Source organism: Psychromonas sp. KJ10-2 (assembly GCF_047323255.1).
GTDB lineage: Bacteria > Pseudomonadota > Gammaproteobacteria > Enterobacterales > Psychromonadaceae > Psychromonas.
Window position 1 is genome coordinate 3,409,627 of record NZ_CP178827.1, and the last position, 19,621, is coordinate 3,429,247.

The window sequence follows — 19,621 nt, forward strand, 5'->3', positions numbered from 1 at the left end:
TAGAGGAAAAATAATGATCTATTTTATTGCTACCTTTGTTGTTTTCTTATTAGTTATCGTTGCAATGGCAATTGGTTATATTGTTAATCAAAAAACCATTGGAGGTAGCTGCGGTGGGCTTGCATCTGTAGGTATCGACAAAGAGTGCGACTGTCCAGATCCTTGTGATACCCGTAAGAAGAAGGAAGCAGAAGAACTTAGATTAAAGAAATTACAAGCTGAAACTCGTATTATTTAAGTTTGAATTTATTTCTTTTATTACCAAAGGTAAGCCTCGGCTTACCTTTTTGCTTTTGTAGCCATTTATCTAATGAATTAGCAAAGTTTTGTTTATCTTTGTCTGAGAACTTACTCGGCCCACCACTAATCTGTCCAATACTTCTTAACTCTTCGGCCATATTACGCATTGCTAGACGTTGTCTAACGTTATCTGGGGTGTAAAGCTCACCTCTAGGATTAAGCGCTATGATGCCTTTTTCAACCAATTCAGCGGCAAGAGGAATATCTTGAGTCACAACTAAGTCCTTTAACTCCACATGTTGACTAATATAATTGTCGGCGACATCAAAGCCTTGTGAAACCTGTACTGTTTTTACTAAAGGTGTTCTACGCACAGGTAAGGGGGAGTTTGCAACAAAAACCAATGGTGTTTGGGTTCTTGTGCTGGCTCTTAAAACCATCTCTCTGACTGCCACTGGGCAAGCATCTGCATCAATCCAAATTGTCATATTTAACCTCAATATTTAAAGGATAAATATAACAAATATTCTAGTGTTAATTAATCGTTAAATTTTAAATTGTCTTTAACTGACTGAAAAATAAAAGAATGCTTTAAACTTGATAATAAAATTAATGTTTTTTTATATTTAAGTTAAATAGCTATTGACACCATATTAAACCTATATATAATAATTTTTAGCTTGAAAGTTCGTTTGATATTTATGTTCTTTGTTCCGTATTTATGTACCGAATCCTATACATCATAAGTAATAGCAACACTTCTAGCCAACTGCCTTAATTTTTAAGGTTAAATTACTCAAATATATTAGGATATACACATGTCTACTACTACTGGTACAGTTAAATGGTTCAACGAATCTAAAGGTTTTGGTTTCATCGAGCAAGAAAACGGTCCTGACGTTTTCGCACATTTCTCTGCTATCGCAAGCACTGGTTTTAAAACTCTTGCTGAAGGCCAAAAAGTACAGTTCACTGTGACTCAAGGTCAAAAAGGTCCTCAAGCAGAAAACATCGTAGCTCTTTAATATTGCTTCGATGAGCATGTAAATGCTCATTCTGATTGAAAAAAGGTAGGTTATGACTTGCCTTTTTTTATGCGTTATAAAAAAATATATTTGTAGATTTATCCTAGCAACAAGTCTTACCAGCAATACTCGAATCACATCATCCTAATAACATGCTTATGTTATATGTCTTCCAACATATAATTAGTGAAGCTATTTCCCATATATTAGGATGATGTGATTTGCTACAATTCTCAAAAACTAAACTGTTTATCTAATATAATACCTAAGCTTTATTTTTGGTCGTTGAAAAGGCAAAAACACTGTAAACACACTACCGTGTCCAACTTCATTAGACACTTTGATATGCCCTTGATATCAACGGGCAATAGAGTATCTAATACCAATCATAGTAAGTAACTGACCTATTTTACTTGTTAAAACAACTTATTTTTTCGTTGTAAGTTTCGTATAGGGAACAACCATTTACATCAACTTACGCCTCAAACTAAGCCATTTTTCCGGCGCAAAATTTAGATCAGTTATTTAATACAATTGGTATAACAGCTACATCTAAGCTTTTGTTTTTGGTCGTTCAAAAGGTAAGATCACTGTAAACACACTACCATGTCCAATTTCACTAGACACTTTAATATGACCTTGATGTTGATGGATAATAGAGTAACTAATGGATAAACCTAAGCCGGTGCCTTTACCCATGGGTTTAGTTGTGTAAAGGGGGTGAAGATATCATTGACTTTACTGGGGTCTATTCCAGTACCTGAGTCTGAGACTTGAATATACAGTTTATGATCTTGAGCGTGCGCTTTGAAAAAGACCACTTTCCTTTCTGACGTTTCCACCGAGTCTTTAGCATTAATTAATAAGTTAACCAGCACTTGTTCTATCTGCGTTTTATTACAGTAAAGCAATGGTAAAGAGCTAGGAATAACTTGTCTCAGCTCCACTTGATCTTGTTTATATTGGTTAATGACGATTGATATTACATTATTCAATATACGATTTGGTTCCTCTTGCTGGTAATTATCCAGCTCACTATCTCGGCCAAAGCTACCCACTTGTTTAACAATTTTTTCGATACGTTCACTTTGAGATGTAATGGCTTTAAAGCTTTTTTCGATTAAATGGTAGTTACCATTTTTAATATTTTCTTGGCAAATATCGGTATGGATACAAATAACCTGTAAAGGTTGATTAATTTCATGGGCGATACCAGCCGCAATCTCCCCTAAAGAGGCGAGTTTATTAGATTGTATTAACTTAGCTTGGCTACTTCTATACTCATCATCAACTTGCCTAATTAAATGCTTGTTTTTCAGATCATTTTTAATGAGTGCAATATTCGACATAGCAAGTTTCACTGTTATTGCAGCTAAAAACGAAACCAAGAGCGATAATATTAAGAATAATCCTTTCTCTTGATGCACTATATTTGACCACACCATTAACGTCCATGTATGGCCATATATGTGAATGATCGATTCCTTAGTAATATTATTGATATGCAGTTTTTGAGGGAGATAATTAAATAACACAGTCCCATTTTCGGAAATAGCAAAGGGTTTAGTGATTTGGTAGGTATCTAACTTATGGTTTAATAACATGCCTAATTGTATTGGTGCTTCAACATAAGCAATCAATTGATTGTCAATAACAATCGGGAATTGCAGTTTTAACTCAATATTATTATCAGGTAAATAAGTAGCACGGGTGGTATAAACAAAATTAGAGACAACTTGATCTGCGTTTTTAGGGAGATGCTCACGTGTACGTAACTGTCTTCTTTTGTCTATTTCATCATTGGTTTTAATCAATGTGCCCTCTGGTAAATCAAATAAGGATTCATCTACCATTGGAAACAATTTGATGGTTTTTAGAAAACGGTTTCTATTAATCAGAAGGTTGGTGTCCACTTCCCAATGCCCATTGAGGTCATCAATAGAACCCCAATGATTAATTAATAATTGAATCTGCTCTGCATTACTTTCGATGCTATTACGGATGTTAAAAGCAATACTTTTACTCTCCACTAAAATATTTTGCTGTTGTTGTACTTTTTCTTTTTCAGTCAAATGCAGGGAAATGAAGTATGAAAATACTAACCCTAAGAAAAAACTAACACACCGTATATATTTGACTTCAATTTATTTCCTTAATACACCTGATGCTAAATCCGTCTAGATTAGGCATAATACGTTAAATTTACGACATTTTAGATCAAAGCGATCATTATTGAGAATAAAAGCAAGGAATTTAAATGACAGCGTTAGGTTTTACCACAAAAATAGTGCATTCAGATCATCAATTAGGCCTAGAAGCAGGCGCGGTCCATGCTCCGATTCATAACTCAGTCCCATACGGGTTTAAAGATGTACAAGGGTTAATTGACGTTTTCCAAGGGCAACCTCGGCCACGCTTATGCTCGTTCTTCAACACCTACTTTAGATGCATTATGTAAAAAAATTCAGAAAATAGATAACGGTGTTGCAACTGCTGTTTTTTCATGTGGAATGTCAGCTATCGTAGCGACTTTTTTAACACTGTTAAAGTCTGGTGATCACCTTATCTGTAGTCGATTCTTGTTTGGTAATACCACTTCGTTATTAGGCACATTAGAAGGTTACGGTATTGAGGTTACTTTAGTCGACGCAACGAATATTAATGATGTTAGTGCAGCGCTAAAAAGTAACACTAAAATGGTGTTTGTAGAGACAATTGCAAACCCAGTTACACAAATCAGTGCATTAGATGAAATTGGTGAGTTCTGTGTTGAAAATGAGCTAGTTTATGTCATTGATAATACCATTACTTCGAGCTTTTTATTTGATGCTAATAGCGTTAAAGCAAGTCTAATCGTAACATCATTATCTAAATACGTAGCGGGTCATGGTAATGCCATGGGTGGTTCAGTGACTGATACTGGGTTGTTTAATTGGGAAAAATACCCAAATATCTATGAAGGTTACCGTAAAGGTGACAGTAACTTATGGGGCATTAGCCAGATCAAGAAAAAAGGCCTCCGTGATATGGGCGCTTGTTTAAGCTCTCAAGGTGCACATCTTATCTCTGTTGGTAGTGAAACAATGGAGCTGCGCATGGAGCGTCAAGCAGTAAATAGTATGGCTTTAGCTGAACTGTTACAAGCACACCCTAAAGTAGCTAAAGTGTATTACCCTGGTTTAGCTGATCACCCACAACATCAACGTGCTAAAGACCTATTTACTGGTTTTGGGGCTTTATTAAGTTTTGATCTGGTTGATGGTATTGATTGCTGTGAATTTTTAAATAAATTAAATCTAGTGATCAGCGCAACACATTTAGGTGATAACCGCACGTTAGCCTTACCAGTTGCGCCTACTATCTACTTTGAAATGGGCTTACAGTTACGTCAAGAGATGGGCATTAGTGAGAATATGATCCGTTGTTCAATTGGTATTGAAAATACTGCTGATCTACTTGCAGACTTTGAGCAAGCGTTAGCTTAAATCATAAAGGGAGCGTGAAGCTCCTTTTTGTTTGGTATTGATATTGATGAAATATTCCGTTGTATTGTTAATCTCTTTATTAAGTTCTTTTGCATTGGCAAAGGAACAAACAGTACCTGTTAACCAAGAGGCTTTAAAAACCATTGGTGATAAGCTTGCTAATTATGAACAATGCCAGGTGTTAGCTGAGAGTGAAGGTGATGCAGTGATGGCTTATTATTATCAAGATATTAAACAAACAACGTTAGCTGAAAATACCGCTTATAGTGAAGCAGAACTGGCTTATATTAACAGTGAATATAAGAAAGGGGCTTTGTTATTGAGTCATTTAAACAGTGCTGGTTTATTCCAGCTCTGTTTAAATCGATTCGACCCAGTATCTCGCCAATATTACGAAGCTAAGCTTAAAGCCATTAAAGACTAGGTCATAGGTGGGCTTAGCTTAAGACGAGTAGTTAAATTATTCTTTTATTTCGTCTTTTACTTCACCCCAGACTGTTGCCGGATCAACCATTTCAGCTGTTTCTGTTGAGTCTGTTTGCACTGCTTCTTTTGCCGGTTTTGCTGTTGCTACTCGCGTTTCCGGTGCTGCTTCTTTTTTAGTATCTGCTTTTTTAACTCGAATTAAATTACCCGCTAATTTATAGCTATTTAACTGCTTGATTGCAGCCTTCGCTTCACCTACTTTAGGCATCTCAATAAAAGCAAAACCTTTTGATGCGCCTGTTTCTTTATCTAGAACAAGATTACAAGATTGAACGTTGCCGTACTCTTTAAATAAACTCAGTAATTTGTCTTCTGTTGTTGCCTTGGCAAGGTTACGTACTAATAATTTCATGGGAACTCACTTGATTGGATGATTTAGCTTATTTTAACAGGAACTCGTATTGATTGCTGTTTAAAGCATGGAGAATTAGAAAATAGATATTGAAGTATTAACAATTTATTTAATTGATGAAAAAATGGAATAGGTTGGTTTCCTCTCTTTGCTCATACTTAATTACCTAGTGGTGGTATATTCACGGCGTCAAAACGTTAAGGGAAAGTAATGGAAATATCATTAGAGATCATCATGTTATTGGTAGCAGTTGCTACATTAGCAGGTTTTATAGATGCAATGGCTGGCGGTGGTGGTTTATTAACTGTGCCTGCTTTATTAGCGGCAGGGATTCCTCCTGCTCAAGCATTGGCAACCAACAAGCTACAAAGCTCCTTTGGTAGTTTTTCGGCAAGTTGGTATTTTATTCGCTCTGGTGTTGTACAAATAAGGTCGATGCGTTTATCCATTGCCTGTACTTTTGTGGGAGCGGCTTTAGGCGCGATCACAGTGCAGCATGTTAATCCTAATCTATTGATGAGTATTATTCCTATTATGTTGATTGCTATCTCTAGCTATTTTCTCTTTTCATCATCGATAACTCCTCACCCAGAAGATAAACCAAAACTCTCGGAAGCTGCTTTTGCCTTTATTGTTGGCGGCAGTATTGGTTTTTATGATGGCTTTTTAGGCCCAGGGACGGGATCTATTTTTACCGTCTGTTTTGTGGCAATAGGGCGTTATGGTTTAGTCGCTGCAACGGCGCGTACTAAAGTACTTAATTTTACTTCTAATATTGCAGCACTTAGTTTTTTTATTGTCGCGGGACTACCTTTATGGGAGCTCGGGTTAGCCATGGCTTGTGGTGGTTTTATTGGTGCAAGGATGGGGGCAAAAGTGGTATTAGGAAGAGGTCAAAAGTTGATTCGACCTCTGGTTATCATTATGTCTATGACCATGGCTGTTAAGTTACTTTGGGAACAGCATTGGCAATGGCTTCAAGCAGCCTTTTAACGCGCGTATTTTGAAAAGTGTTAGGGCGTAAACAAAGATGGACTGGTCTAAATAAAGGTTGTAATTCAGTAAAACTAAAGCAGTACTTTTCTTCTATTTTTAGCGCATTAACAATAGAAAGCGGTACTAACGCTGCTGCAATACCATTTAATGCTAATTGCGCTGAAGCTGTGTAAGAGTCCATCTCCATTAGTGGTTCAATACCAAGTGATGATAAAATATCTAATTGGTAACGATTGGCAGGGTTAGTTAAGTCGTTTGTTAATATGTGAGTAGGTAGAGTAATTAGCGGTGTTTGACTAACTAATACAAAAGGCTCTTTCCATAAGAAAATAGCTTTAAGGCCATGATGTGGCGGTAAATGGCCTGCACAAAAACCGATTGTAGCTTTACCTGATTGCACCTTTTCTATGATCCTTGGGGTGTGGTCTGTACTGATTTTTATTGATGAATCATGCTGAAAATAATCACCCATCATAGATGATAGGTAACCTGCAACTAAGGTTTCTGAACAATTTAACGTGATAATCGTTTGATCTTGTAATGCATGTTGCTCATAGATTTGTCCTTGTAATTCATGAAAAGTTGGACCTACACTCGCAATTAATTCATTTGCCGCGGCAGTGAGACGAACATGTCGACCGTCTGGGACGATCAGCTTTTTACCTAATTTCTTTTCTAGTAATGCGATACGTTTACTGACCGCAGATTGGCTAATATATAACTGGCTGCCAACTCGGCTCATGGTTTTCTCATTGCTAAGTACCAATAATGTTTCAATCCCTTCTAGCAACATAGCTGAAAGCTTCTCCGTGGTGAATATTTCGTTAGTTTTGATCATGCCATTAATTTGGATAGTAACTTACCTTATTAAAGCTGATTCAGGTAGTGACTATTTAATATGGTAAAAGATATGCTTGTATGCGCTAGTTTATTTTTTATTCATTAGTGTGTTTATCTGATTGATAATTTAAAGTGTTGATTAAAAAATATACTTTAAGTAATGTCTGGATAAGAAATGAGAAATACATTAGATTATTTTAAGGGTAAGTATGAATGTAGATTATAAGCTAAATACGGTTATCTCCGTTACGCAGTTTAAGGCGCTATTAAGTAATACTTCCTTAGGAGAAAGAAGACCCTTAGAAGATGAAAAGTGCCTACTAGGCATGCTTAATAATAGTAATCTTGTAATCAGTGTTTGGCAGGGTGAGCTGTTAATTGGTATTGCTAGAAGTGTGACAGATTTTCATTTTTGTTGTTATTTATCAGACTTGGCTGTGGATGAAAGCTTTCAACAACTTGGTATAGGTAAGCAATTACAAATTAAAACACAACAACAGCTGGGAGCAAAATGTAAGCTAATTTTATTAGCAGCACCAGCAGCTAACTTATATTACGAAAAAATTGGATTTAATCATAACCCTCGCTGCTGGGTGCTAGAGCCTGGTGAAGCTATTTGTTAGTACCAAAGCTTTAAATTTATTATTTGAATTTATTAATTATAACGAGTTATAAAATGGAGAAGTTACATGGATTTAGGAATTTGGAGCGTGTTCGTCGCAGCTTGTGTCGTATTTAGTTTAGCGCCAGGCGCGGGTACTATTGCCTCTATCAATAATTCAATGATGGGGGGCTTGAAATCTGCTCTTCAAGGGTTAATTGGTTTACAGTTAGCATTGGCTTTGCACATTATTATTGTTTCATGTGGTCTGGGTGCATTGCTGGCTTCGTCAGCGGTATTTTTTGAAGTTGTTAAATACACAGGTGCTGCTTATTTAATATATTTAGGTATAAAAAAATGGCGCGATAAAGGAATGCTTGATATTCAAGAGGCCGCTAACGTTAAAGGTTACAGCAAACTAATAAAACAAGGTTTTGTTGTTAACTTAATGAATCCGAAGTCTATTGTTTTTCTTGCTGCATTTTTGCCTCAATTCATTAGCACACAGCAACCTTTATTTGAGCAATATTCAATATTAGGCCTAACGGTGGTGAGTATTGATAGCCTAGTAATGCTTGGTTATGCATTATTGGGTGTTTTTATGAGACCTTATTTAACAAGCCAAAAGATAATGGAGTTTGTAAATAAAATCTTTGGTACTTTATTCATAGGGATGGGCATCGCTTTATCTAGAGCTGAAGCTTAGATGCAAACAAAGCTAGTATTATTATGTACAACTAGCCTGTTCACAATGAGTGATGGATATTGGAGTGCGTTATGGTAGCTGGGTATAAAATCAGCTCTGATCCAAAACAGATGGATTTATCTGTTATACATGGCTATTTAGCTGGCTCTTATTGGGCGAAAGGTGTGCCTTTATCAACCATGCAAACGGCGATTAATAATTCATTCTGTTTTGGTGTTTTTACCGAAGCTGGGCAACAAGTGGCTTTTGCACGTATGATCACTGATTATGCCACGTCTGCTTATCTAGCTGATGTGTTTGTATTACCCGAACATCGTGGTAAAGGGTTAAGTAAATGGCTTGTACAAACCATTATAGATCACCCTCAATTACAAGGGTTACGTCGCATGTTACTGGTCACCAGTGATGCGCATAATTTATATAGAAAGTTTGGCTTTTCTGCTTTAGCATCTCCAGAACTTTTTATGGAGTTACATCGACCTAATGTTTATCAAACTCTTAAAGAGTAATGTCGAAAATAGTAAAGCATTCGATAAAAATGTAATTAATTGCTTATCAATATGTGGTGATGTTGTGGAAACCTTAGTACATATGCCACCTGATTAAACAATAAAGTGAAAATTGATAGCCATTATTTTAATAATGGCTATTTAAAATATCTAAATACAAAAATATAACGGATAGAGGGATCATGGAAGCATTTGGCGTAGTTAATTACATTACTTATTTTTTTGGCGCTTTGTTTGTCATTTTATTACCCGGTCCAAACTCTTTATATGTACTGGCATTAGCTGCACAGCAGGGAAGGCGCGTTGGTTGGGCTGCCGTTGCTGCGGTATTGCTTGGTGACTCTTTGTTAATCATTGCAACGGCATTGGGTGCGGTGACCATACTGACTACTTATCCTGCAGTGTTTATGTTTATTAAATATGCCGGTGCAGGTTACCTCATTTATATTGGATACCAATTAATCAGCGGGGCGATTAAGTCTTGGCGTCAATTAGGTCATGTAGACTTACAAGAAAGCGTTAAAATCAAGAAAACAACTGCAGGGCAAGCCTTTAGAAAAGCGTTGTTAGTGAGTTTATTAAACCCGAAAGCGATTCTTTTTTTCCTGTCATTTTTTGCGCAGTTTGTTGACCCAACTTACCCGCAACCTGTTGTGCCTTTTTTAATACTCGCGGTGACTATTCAAGTCTTTAGTTTACTGTATTTAGCGACCCTAATTTATGCTGGTTCAACGTTAGCGGCAGGTTTTAAGAAGCGTAAAAGAGTCAGTGCTATTTCTGGAGGCAGTGTTGGTGTTGGCTTTGTTGGTTTTGCCGTTAAATTAGCCTTAGCAAGCGCGACTTAATAGCTTTGAACCATTACAAAACTGTTGATAGATGATGTTCAATATTAAATATTTGATTGAAATTCAAACAATAAAATTATAGTAATTAAGATAATAGGAAATGAATTCATTCAGGCAATTTGCTATAGTTCTGCCAAATTTATAAATCACTCATTTCGTAGAAAAATTATTGTGCGCAGTTTGATGCGCATATAAAGAGAAAACTAAATATGGCAGACGCTAAATTTCTAGAGGCAGTCAACTCTAGACGTACATTCGCAATCATCTCTCACCCTGATGCGGGTAAAACAACCATTACTGAGAAAGTATTATTATTCGGAAACGCGTTACAAAAAGCGGGTACAGTAAAGGGTAAAAAATCTGGTCAACATGCTAAATCTGACTGGATGGAGATGGAAAAAGACCGTGGTATCTCGATCACTACTTCGGTGATGCAATTCCCATACAATGATGGTCTAGTAAACTTACTGGATACACCTGGACATGAAGATTTCTCGGAAGATACTTACCGTACTTTAACTGCTGTTGATTCTTGTTTGATGGTTATTGATGCGGCAAAAGGTGTTGAGCAACGTACCATTAAATTAATGGAAGTAACGCGTCTGCGTGATACACCAATCATTACTTTCATGAACAAATGTGACCGTGACACTCGTGACCCAATCGAATTGATGGATGAAGTTGAAGAAGTTCTGAATATCGCCTGTGCTCCTATTACTTGGCCAATTGGTATGGGTAAAGAGTTCAAAGGTGTTTACCATATTCTACGCGATGAAGTGATTTTATATGAATCAGGTCAAGGTCATACCATCCAAGAAGTGCGTATTATTAAAGGCTTAGATAACCCTGAATTAGATAAAGCCTTACCAAACCATGCTGATGATTTACGTGATGAGATGGAGTTAGTGGTAGGTGCATCTAATGAGTTCGATAAAGAGATGTTTTTGGCTGGCGAGTTAACGCCAGTTTATTTCGGTACAGCATTAGGTAACTTTGGTGTTGACCATGTACTTGATGGCTTAGTGGAATGGGCACCAAAGCCATTACCAAGAGCCACAGTACAACGTGTAGTTGAACCAACTGAAGAAGTGTTCTCTGGTTTTGTTTTCAAAATTCAAGCGAACATGGACCCAAAACATCGTGACCGTATTGCCTTCATGCGTATCTGTTCAGGTAAATATGAAAAAGGCATGAAAATGCACCATGTACGTACAGGTAAAATGGTCAGCATTTCTGATGCGGTAACTTTCATGGCGGGTGACCGAACTGCGTCTGACGAATCATTCTCTGGTGATATTATTGGTTTACATAATCACGGTACTATTCAAATTGGTGATACATTTACCGTTGGTGAAGACCTGAAATTTACGGGGATTCCTAACTTTGCACCAGAAATGTTCCGCCGTATTCGTTTAAAAGATCCATTAAAACAAAAGCAATTGTTAAAAGGTCTAATGCAATTATCAGAAGAGGGTGCTGTTCAGGTATTCCGTCCATTACGCAGTAATGATCTGATTGTAGGCGCGGTAGGTGTTCTACAGTTTGAAGTAGTTGTACAACGTTTAAAATCTGAATACAAGGTAGATGCTATCTATGAAGGTATCAGCGTAGCAACAGCACTTTGGGTTGATTGTGAAGATCCAATTAAAATGGCTGAGTTTGAGAAAAAATCTTACGATAACCTAGCATTAGATGGTAGTAATAACTTAACTTACGTAGCGCCGACTATGGTTAACTTAAACCTAGCAATGGAACGTTACCCAGACGTTAAATTCCGTAAAACACGTGAACATTAATATTTTATATTAATAGGTTAAGTGTTTATGATTAAGCGTCTTCGGACGCTTTTTTTATATGTTCGGAGAGAATATGTTTATAGATAGTCATTGTCACTTAAACTTTGATTGCTTCAAACAAGGCTTGGCAACATTATTAGCAGAGTTAAAGTCAGCTAATATTACTCAAGTCATTATTCCAGCTACGGATGCCGCACGCTGGCCTGAGATTATCACCCTTTGTGAAAAATATGCTGAATTGTACTTTGCCTTAGGGATTCATCCGCATTTCTTATCGACCTTTAAAGCAGAGGATCTCGTTTCGCTAGAGTCAACTTTGCTGCATTTACACAATCAAGCTGAACATCATTGTGTGGCGCTTGGTGAGATTGGCCTAGATAAGTTAATCGATACCAGTATGGAAACACAAGAGGCGGTTTTTTAGCACAACTAGCTATCGCACAACGCCTGCAACTCCCTGTTATTTTACATGTAGTGAAAACTCAATCACGTATATTGCAACTACTCAAACAAACTAAATTCTCTTATGGCGGGGTTTACCATGCTTTTTCGGGTAGTGAAGAGATCGCCAATGAGTTTATTAAGTTAGGTTTTAAATTAGGTATTGGTGGTGTGATCACTCACCCAACCGCTAAGAAAACGCAAAAGACCTTAAGTAAACTACCATTAAGTAGTTTAATTTTAGAAACCGATGCGCCTGATATGCCCGTATACCAACAATCAACTGAGTTTAATTCACCGTTAAATATTACTGTTATCTTTGAAGCATTATGCGCCTTGAGGGAAGAACCAAGAGACGTGATCGCACAACGAATTTACAACAATAGCAAAAGCATTTTTCCTATAATAAATGACTAATGTCAGTAATTAGCGTAAAATACCCGATTTTCTAAATATAGTTAGTGAAACATTGTTTCCAGAATAAGGTGATGGTTAATGACTCAATACCCAATGACAGCCAAAGGCGCTGAAATTTTACGTGCTGAATTAGAGCAGTTAAAAACAGTTAAGCGTCCAGAGATTGTACATGCTATTGCTGAAGCTCGTGAACATGGCGATTTAAAAGAAAATGCTGAGTACCATGCAGCTCGTGAGCAACAAGGTTTTTGTGAAGGTCGTATTCAAGATATCGAAGCTAAACTTTCAAATGCCCAAATAATCGATGTGACTAAAATTGCCAATAACGGCAAAGTTATTTTTGGTGCAACGGTAACAATTGTTAATATTGATACTGAAGAAGAAGTGACGTATCAAATTGTTGGTGATGACGAATCAGATATAAAAAGTAATCTTATTTCTATCAACTCACCTATTGCACGCGGCCTAATAGGTAAAAAATTAGACGATGAAATCTCAATTACAACACCTGGTGGCGTTATCGAATACGATATCACTAAGGTTGAATACATCGCTTAGTTCACAAAACTGAACAAAATCAAGATAATAAAAAGCCCAGATTTACTGGGCTTTTTATTTAAAATAAGATTAAAACGTTATTATTTACGTGGTAATTCTATTTTTTTAGCTTCGCTTGGGCGGTATAAAACAACAATATGACCAATTTTTGCAATCGCTAACGCTTCTGTTTCACGTACGATGGCATCAATAATAAGTTGTTTAGTTTCACGGTCATCCGTTGCTACTTTTACTTTAATTAATTCGTGGAAGCTGATCGCATTTTCGATCTCAGCTAATACACCTTCGGTTAAGCCATTTTGTCCTAGTAATACTACTGGTTTCAAAGGATGTGCTAAACCTTTTAAAAATTGTTTCTGTTTGTTTGATAATTTCATGCAAATATCTTTCATTAAGGGTTGAAAACGGTTCATTCTACCCTTAAATATTAACCTTTACTATTTAGATTATTATTTATCCTAATATTCGTTCGCTAAGGAAGTCATTGTGGCAAAACCAGACAGTACAAATCGTCTTAAAAAGAGTGCATCAGGCAGTTCAAAACGTTGGATGCAGGAACACGTCAATGATAAGTATGTGAAAGAAGCCAACAAGCAAGGGCTTCGCTCTCGTGCTGTGTTTAAATTAGATGAGATTAACGGTAAAGATAAGTTAATCCGCCCTGGTATGACAGTGGTTGACTTAGGTGCGGCTCCGGGAGTTGGTCTCAATGGGCCGTTGATAAAGTAGGCATGAAAGGCAAAGTGATTGCCTGTGATATTTTACCTATGGACTCGATTGCTGGTGTGGACTTTTTACAGGGTGATTTCCGCGAGGAAGTGGTCTTAAATGCTTTATTACAACGTATTGGGGATAATAAAGTTGATGTGGTGTTATCTGATATGGCACCAAATATGAGCGGTAATGCTGGTATTGATCAACCGAAATCGATGTACTTAGTAGAGCTGGCTTTAGATATGTGTCGTGATGTTTTAGTGAAAGATGGCAGCTTTATCGTCAAAGTTTTCATGGGAGCAGAATACGAATCTTACTTGAGTGAAGTACGAAAATTATTCAAATCAGTTAAAACCAGAAAACCCGATTCTTCAAGAGCGAGATCTCGCGAGGTTTATTTAGTGGCGACCGGTTTTAAACTGTAGTAATCTGATTTACTATTATATTCTATTCATTTTAAACATGAGGTTTACATCTTGAACGATATGGCAAAAAACCTGATATTGTGGTTAGTCATCGCAGTAGTCTTAATGTCTTTATTCCAAGGATTTGGATCAGACGACACGAATAAATCACAAATCGACTATACCAGTTTTAACAAAGAAGTAAGCCAAGGGCTGATCCAACAAGTACAAATTAATGGTCAAGAAATTAAGGGCTTAAAAAGTAACCAAACACCGTTTGTTACTTACATCCCAGCACCAGATTTGGATTTAGTTAATTACCTTATTAAAAATGACGTAAAAGTAGAAGGTACACCTCCAGAGGAAACTAGTTTCCTAGCGTCTATTTTTGTTTCATGGTTCCCAATGCTGCTATTAATTGGTGTTTGGATTTTCTTTATGCGTAACATGCAAGGTGGCGGTAAAGGCGGCGCAATGTCATTTGGTAAGAGTAAAGCCAAATTGATGAGCGAAGACCAAATCAAAACAACCTTTGCTGATGTTGCTGGTTGTGATGAAGCTAAAGAAGACGTTGTTGAATTAGTTGATTACTTAAAAGACTCAAGCAAATTCCAAAAGCTTGGCGGCCGTATTCCTACTGGTGTGTTATTAGTAGGTCCTCCAGGTACAGGTAAAACATTATTAGCTAAAGCGATTGCCGGCGAAGCAAAAGTACCTTTCTTCTCAATTTCAGGTTCTGACTTTGTTGAGATGTTTGTAGGTGTTGGTGCATCACGTGTTCGTGATATGTTTGAACAAGCTAAAAAGTCTGCACCATGTATTATCTTTATCGATGAAATCGATGCTGTAGGTCGTCAACGTGGCGCAGGCATGGGTGGTGGTAATGATGAGCGTGAGCAAACATTAAACCAAATGCTAGTAGAAATGGATGGTTTTGAAGGTAATGAAGGTATTATCGTTATTGCCGCAACTAACCGCCCTGACGTATTAGATGCTGCATTACTTCGTCCAGGTCGTTTTGACCGTCAAGTAGTTGTTGGTTTACCGGATGTACGTGGTCGTGAACAGATCTTAAAAGTACATATGCGTAAAATCCCACTGGATGATGCAGTAAAAGCGTCTGTATTAGCTCGTGGTACACCTGGTTTCTCTGGTGCTGATTTATCAAACCTAGTGAATGAAGCTGCATTATTTGCTGCACGTGGTAATAAACGTACTGTTTCAAGAGAAGACTTTGAGCAAGCGCGCGATAAAATCCTAATGGGGGCAGAACGTCGTAGCCTAGTGATGACTGATAAAGATAAAGAGTCAACGGCTTACCATGAAGCAGGTCATGCGATTGTGGCTAAATTAGTACCGCAGCATCACCCAATTCATAAGGTCACCATCATTCCTCGCGGACGTGCATTAGGTGTGACTCAGTTCTTACCTGAAGGTGATCAGATTTCGCAAAACAAAGATGAGTTAGAAAGTAGTATTTCGGTTGCTTATGGTGGTCGTATTGCTGAAGAACTTATCTACGGTGCACAAAAAGTATCAACAGGTGCATCACAAGATATCAAACAAGCATCGGCAATTGCTCGTGCAATGGTAACGGAATGGGGGTTCTCTGAAAAACTAGGTCCGATTCTATTAACTGGTGAGCAAGGTAGTTTACGTTCTAATGTTGTTTCGCACGAAACGGGTAAAGTAATTGATGATGAAGTGAAAGTACTTATCGATACTAACTACCAACGTGCTTACAAACTATTAACTGATAACATTGATATCTTACATGCTATGAAAGATGCATTAGTTAAATATGAAACTATCGATACTGAGCAAGTAGATGACCTAATGGCTCGAGTCACTGTTCGTCCACCAAGTGATTGGGATGATGAAAAAGAGTTAGAGTCAGTTAAAGATCCTGTAACTGCTGATAAAGTTGAAGATTTTGTTGAGCAAGATAAAACAGAAACAACAACTGAAACAGAATCGACAGAAAGTGAGCAAGATAAAGACAATAAATAATTATATTGTTTGTATACTCCCACTAAAAAAACCTAAGCTTGCTTAGGTTTTTTTATTAACCAATTTAAGTGTGAAGCCATGATATTAACCAGCCGACATAAACAACTCGACCTAAGCCAACCACAAATTATGGGGATCTTAAATGTAACTCCTGATTCATTCTCAGATGGTGGGAAGTTTGCACAAGTAGAGCAAGCGGTGGGGCGTGCCAGAGAGATGCTTGAGCAAGGTGCTACCATTATTGATATTGGTGGAGAGTCAACACGTCCTGGTGCTGATGATGTTGTGTTGGCAGATGAGTTAGCGAGAGTCATACCTGTTATTCAAGCTATTAAACAAGAGTTAGACTGCTGGATCTCTATTGATACAAGTAAAGCAGAAGTGATGCGCGAAGCTGTAAAAGCAGGGGCTGATATTATTAATGATGTGCGAGCGCTGCAAGAAGAAGGGGCATTAGTAGCAGCAGTTGAAGCTGGTGTACCCGTTTGTTTAATGCATATGCAAGGCCAGCCAAGAAGTATGCAAAGCGCACCGGACTATCAAGACGTTGTTGCAGAAGTAAAAGCATTTTTAATTGAACGTAGTAAGCAGTGTATTGACCAAGGCATCAAGCGAGAAAATATTATTATTGACCTAGGTTTTGGCTTTGGTAAGTCCTTACAACATAATTTTGACCTGCTTAATGCAACTCAAGGTTTCATTGACTTAGGATTTCCGGTGCTAACCGGTGTTTCTCGTAAATCAATGTTTGGTCAACTACTAAATCGTGATATAAATGACCGTTTAGCAGGGAGTTTAGCTGGGGCAATGATCGCCATGCAGCAAGGCTCAAAAATTATCCGAGTTCACGATGTCCGAGAAACCGTTGATGTCATGAAAGTATTACAGCAAATAAATACCTTCAAATAGTAAAGGTATCCCCGACGATGGTAAAAGTTATTTTATGAATAAAAAGTATTTTGGTACCGATGGTATTCGCGGCAAAGTAGGTGAGTCTTTAATTACACCTGAATTTGCTTTAAAGCTAGGTTGGGCTGCGGGCCGTGTATTAGCTAAATCGGGCAATAAACAAGTATTAATAGGTAAAGATCCACGTATTTCTGGTTACATGTTAGAAGCTGCATTACAAGCTGGTTTGACTTCCGCTGGTATTATCCCTGTATTGATGGGGCCAATGCCAACACCGGCTATCGCTTATCTGACGCATACTTTCCGTGCAACGGCTGGTATTGTTATCAGTGCATCTCATAACCCGTATTACGATAACGGCATTAAGTTCTTTTCCCATGAAGGGGTTAAATTATCTGAGAAAGTTGAACTAGAAATAGAAGCTGAAATTGATAAAGAACTAAAGTGTGTTGATAGCAGTGAAATGGGTAAAGCATATCGTATCAATGATGCTGCAGGACGTTATATAGAGTTCTGTAAGAGTACTTTCCCATCTGAGTTTAGCCTTGCTGGTTTAAAAGTGGTTGTCGATTGTGCTAATGGTGCAACTTACCATATTGCACCTTCTGTGATCAGCGAGTTAGGTGCAGAAGTGATTGCCATGGGTGTTGAGCCAAATGGGGTTAATATTAACCTTAATTGTGGTGCAACTAGTATGGATGCTATATCTCAGCGTGTTATTGAAGAAAAAGCAGACTTTGGTGTGGCTTTTGATGGCGACGGTGACCGAGTGATGATGGTCGATCATACTGGTCATGTACTAGATGGCGATGAGCTATTATATATTATAGCGCGTGATAAACTGCGTAAAGGTACCTTAAATGGTGGTGCTGTCGGGACTAAAATGTCTAACTTAGGTTTAGAGCAAGCACTTAAAACTTTAGGTATCCCATTTGACCGTTCTGATGTGGGTGATCGCCATGTGATGGAGCTAATGAAGAAAAATGGTTGGACTATTGGCGCTGAGAACTCTGGCCATGTTATTTGTGCTGAGCATTTAGCAACGGGTGACGGTATCGTGTCTGGGTTACAAGTAATGGGTGCAATGCAAGGTAGTCGTATGAATCTACACGATTTACGCCAAGGTATGAGAAAATACCCGCAAATACTAGAAAGCATCCGTTACAACAATGAAATTGATCCATTACAAGATGAAGACGTACTTAAAGAGTTAGCGCGTATCGAAGCCTTATTAGGTGAAAAAGGGCGTGTTTTATTACGTAAATCGGGTACTGAACCTGTCTTCAGAGTAATGGTTGAAGCTGATGAAAGCGAAGAAAAAGTGTTAGGCTATGCTAAATCGCTTGCGAGTAAAGTAAAGGTTTAAACAAGGTTGTTAAGTAAGCCTAATTAAATGATTTAATGTAGGCTTACTATTATATGTGAAACTATTTGATGTTTTTTTAAACGGTTTAGTCGGTTGCAATAACAAGTAATTAATTTGTATCAATATTCACTTGTGATCTGCACCAGCATTGGGTAGTATTCGTCCGCTTCTTTGTGGGAGCACAGGAAGTTTTAATAAGATAAATTAGGTAATGTGAATATGTATGAAATACTGTTAGTTGTTTATTTAATTGTTTCAATTATTTTAGTTGGTTTTGTATTAATCCAACAAGGTAAAGGAGCAGGCATGGGCGCATCTTTTGGCTCTGGTGGTTCTAACACAGTATTTGGTGCAAGTGGTTCAGGTAACTTTATGACTCGTACTACTGGTATCTTAGCGTTAGTGTTCTTTGTACTTAGCTTAGTATTAGGTAACCTGTCTTCACATCACGTATCAACAAACGAAGAGTTCTCTAACTTAGAAGTTGAACAGGTTTCTGAAGTGCCTGTTGAAGTTGATAGCTCTACTCAAATTCCTGAGTAATAGTTTTTAAAGCGGATATGGTGGAATTGGTAGACACGCAGCCTTGAGGGGGCTGTGGCTTAGGCCGTGAGAGTTCAAGTCTCTCTATCCGCACCAAATTATGTTTTTTGATTGCGCTAGTATGTGTCATTCGCTATAATATGCGCGTTTTCGAGGCAATCAAATAAACAAACAGTAAGATTCTTTGTTTAAGCCTCAGATAAAAGATTTTAGTTTGAATGTTATTAAATAATGTTTAAACAATAGTTCGGACGCGAGATGGAGCAGTTTGGTATAAGTTAGCCGGGCTCTTTCTTAGCGGTAAAAGGCGAAGGTCGTTGGTTTAAATCCAGCTCTCGCAACAAGTGATTTATCACTTCATTAAAGTTTTAGTTTGAA

At 37.6% G+C, this 19,621-nt stretch carries 18 protein-coding genes, 2 tRNA genes and 4 pseudogenes; 19 read left to right on the forward strand and 5 right to left on the reverse strand.

Features of this window, described 5'->3' with window-relative positions:
* The first annotated feature begins 13 nt into the window (after window positions 1-13).
* Window positions 14-238, forward strand: coding sequence for a (Na+)-NQR maturation NqrM (gene nqrM / locus ACLKL2_RS16690; RefSeq protein WP_113820155.1), 225 nt, complete (start codon window positions 14-16; stop codon window positions 236-238).
* Here nqrM and ACLKL2_RS16695 read toward each other — a convergent pair.
* The gene (locus tag ACLKL2_RS16695) at window positions 231-728 is read right to left on the reverse strand and encodes a YaiI/YqxD family protein (protein WP_413692530.1); all 498 of its coding nucleotides are present in this window, start codon (window positions 726-728) and stop codon (window positions 231-233) included. The genes nqrM and ACLKL2_RS16695 overlap by 8 nt on opposite strands.
* 330 nt (window positions 729-1,058) lie before the next feature.
* On the opposite strand from ACLKL2_RS16695, the gene cspE reads away from it, so the two are divergent.
* Window positions 1,059-1,265, forward strand: coding sequence for a transcription antiterminator/RNA stability regulator CspE (cspE, locus tag ACLKL2_RS16700; RefSeq protein WP_019613006.1), 207 nt, complete (start codon window positions 1,059-1,061; stop codon window positions 1,263-1,265).
* A 552-nt stretch (window positions 1,266-1,817) separates the two neighbouring features.
* Here the strand turns inward: cspE and ACLKL2_RS16705 are convergent.
* Window positions 1,818-3,118 (reverse strand): annotated as a pseudogene (locus tag ACLKL2_RS16705) (sensor histidine kinase).
* 404 nt (window positions 3,119-3,522) lie between these two features.
* Between ACLKL2_RS16705 and ACLKL2_RS16710 the strand changes: the two are divergent.
* Window positions 3,523-4,750 (forward strand): annotated as a pseudogene (locus tag ACLKL2_RS16710) (cystathionine gamma-synthase family protein).
* Window positions 4,751-4,796: 46 nt separating this feature from the next.
* Window positions 4,797-5,174: a hypothetical protein gene (locus ACLKL2_RS16715; protein ID WP_113820151.1), complete on the forward strand. Its 378-nt coding sequence runs from the start codon at window positions 4,797-4,799 to the stop codon at window positions 5,172-5,174.
* A 36-nt stretch (window positions 5,175-5,210) separates the two neighbouring features.
* On the opposite strand, the gene ACLKL2_RS16720 is transcribed toward ACLKL2_RS16715, so the two are convergent.
* Complete coding sequence (locus tag ACLKL2_RS16720; RefSeq protein WP_413692531.1) at window positions 5,211-5,588, reverse strand: RNA recognition motif domain-containing protein; 378 nt, start codon at window positions 5,586-5,588, stop codon at window positions 5,211-5,213.
* 210 nt (window positions 5,589-5,798) lie between these two features.
* Here ACLKL2_RS16720 and ACLKL2_RS16725 point away from each other — a divergent pair, with 210 nt between their 5' ends.
* Entirely contained in the window at window positions 5,799-6,581 is a 783-nt protein-coding gene (locus ACLKL2_RS16725) for a TSUP family transporter (protein ID WP_413692532.1), read from the forward strand.
* Here the strand turns inward: ACLKL2_RS16725 and ACLKL2_RS16730 are convergent.
* A complete protein-coding gene (locus ACLKL2_RS16730; protein ID WP_413692533.1) occupies window positions 6,532-7,422 on the reverse strand; it encodes a LysR family transcriptional regulator in 891 nt (296 codons plus the stop codon). The two genes, ACLKL2_RS16725 and ACLKL2_RS16730, sit on opposite strands and share 50 nt — an antisense overlap.
* A gap of 211 nt (window positions 7,423-7,633) precedes the next feature.
* On the opposite strand from ACLKL2_RS16730, the gene ACLKL2_RS16735 reads away from it, so the two are divergent.
* From ACLKL2_RS16735 to greA, 7 genes and pseudogenes are all read left to right on the forward strand, one after another.
* Window positions 7,634-8,047, forward strand: coding sequence for a GNAT family N-acetyltransferase (locus ACLKL2_RS16735; protein WP_413692534.1), 414 nt, complete (start codon window positions 7,634-7,636; stop codon window positions 8,045-8,047).
* Between the two features lie 66 nt (window positions 8,048-8,113).
* Complete coding sequence (gene rhtB / locus ACLKL2_RS16740) at window positions 8,114-8,731, forward strand: homoserine/homoserine lactone efflux protein (protein ID WP_413692535.1); 618 nt, start codon at window positions 8,114-8,116, stop codon at window positions 8,729-8,731.
* 71 nt (window positions 8,732-8,802) lie between these two features.
* Window positions 8,803-9,240: a GNAT family N-acetyltransferase gene (locus ACLKL2_RS16745; RefSeq protein ID WP_413692536.1), complete on the forward strand. Its 438-nt coding sequence runs from the start codon at window positions 8,803-8,805 to the stop codon at window positions 9,238-9,240.
* Window positions 9,241-9,422: 182 nt separating this feature from the next.
* Window positions 9,423-10,085: a leucine efflux protein LeuE gene (gene leuE / locus ACLKL2_RS16750; protein ID WP_113820145.1), complete on the forward strand. Its 663-nt coding sequence runs from the start codon at window positions 9,423-9,425 to the stop codon at window positions 10,083-10,085.
* Window positions 10,086-10,294: 209 nt separating this feature from the next.
* Window positions 10,295-11,881, forward strand: coding sequence for a peptide chain release factor 3 (gene prfC, locus ACLKL2_RS16755; protein WP_413692537.1), 1,587 nt, complete (start codon window positions 10,295-10,297; stop codon window positions 11,879-11,881).
* A gap of 73 nt (window positions 11,882-11,954) precedes the next feature.
* Window positions 11,955-12,739, forward strand: a pseudogene (locus ACLKL2_RS16760) (TatD family hydrolase).
* A 78-nt stretch (window positions 12,740-12,817) separates the two neighbouring features.
* Window positions 12,818-13,297, forward strand: coding sequence for a transcription elongation factor GreA (gene greA, locus ACLKL2_RS16765; RefSeq protein ID WP_113820142.1), 480 nt, complete (start codon window positions 12,818-12,820; stop codon window positions 13,295-13,297).
* Between the two features lie 80 nt (window positions 13,298-13,377).
* Here greA and yhbY read toward each other — a convergent pair whose 3' ends face one another.
* Window positions 13,378-13,674, reverse strand: coding sequence for a ribosome assembly RNA-binding protein YhbY (yhbY, locus tag ACLKL2_RS16770; RefSeq protein ID WP_113818288.1), 297 nt, complete (start codon window positions 13,672-13,674; stop codon window positions 13,378-13,380).
* 172 nt (window positions 13,675-13,846) lie between these two features.
* On the opposite strand from yhbY, the pseudogene rlmE reads away from it, so the two are divergent.
* The 7 genes and pseudogenes from rlmE to ACLKL2_RS16805 all read left to right on the forward strand — a co-directional run bounded on the left by rlmE (window position 13,847) and on the right by ACLKL2_RS16805 (window position 19,584).
* Window positions 13,847-14,436: pseudogene (rlmE, locus tag ACLKL2_RS16775) on the forward strand (23S rRNA (uridine(2552)-2'-O)-methyltransferase RlmE).
* A gap of 51 nt (window positions 14,437-14,487) precedes the next feature.
* On the forward strand, window positions 14,488-16,425 hold the full coding sequence (gene ftsH, locus ACLKL2_RS16780; RefSeq protein ID WP_309472379.1) for an ATP-dependent zinc metalloprotease FtsH: 1,938 nt from the start codon (window positions 14,488-14,490) through the stop codon (window positions 16,423-16,425).
* Between the two features lie 78 nt (window positions 16,426-16,503).
* Window positions 16,504-17,334: a dihydropteroate synthase gene (gene folP / locus ACLKL2_RS16785; RefSeq protein WP_413692538.1), complete on the forward strand. Its 831-nt coding sequence runs from the start codon at window positions 16,504-16,506 to the stop codon at window positions 17,332-17,334.
* 34 nt (window positions 17,335-17,368) lie between these two features.
* Entirely contained in the window at window positions 17,369-18,700 is a 1,332-nt protein-coding gene (gene glmM, locus ACLKL2_RS16790; protein ID WP_113818233.1) for a phosphoglucosamine mutase, read from the forward strand.
* A 219-nt stretch (window positions 18,701-18,919) separates the two neighbouring features.
* Entirely contained in the window at window positions 18,920-19,243 is a 324-nt protein-coding gene (secG, locus tag ACLKL2_RS16795; RefSeq protein ID WP_413692539.1) for a preprotein translocase subunit SecG, read from the forward strand.
* 11 nt (window positions 19,244-19,254) lie between these two features.
* A tRNA-Leu gene (locus ACLKL2_RS16800) sits at window positions 19,255-19,339 on the forward strand.
* Between the two features lie 156 nt (window positions 19,340-19,495).
* A tRNA-OTHER gene (locus tag ACLKL2_RS16805) sits at window positions 19,496-19,584 on the forward strand.
* Window positions 19,585-19,621: the final 37 nt, after the last annotated feature.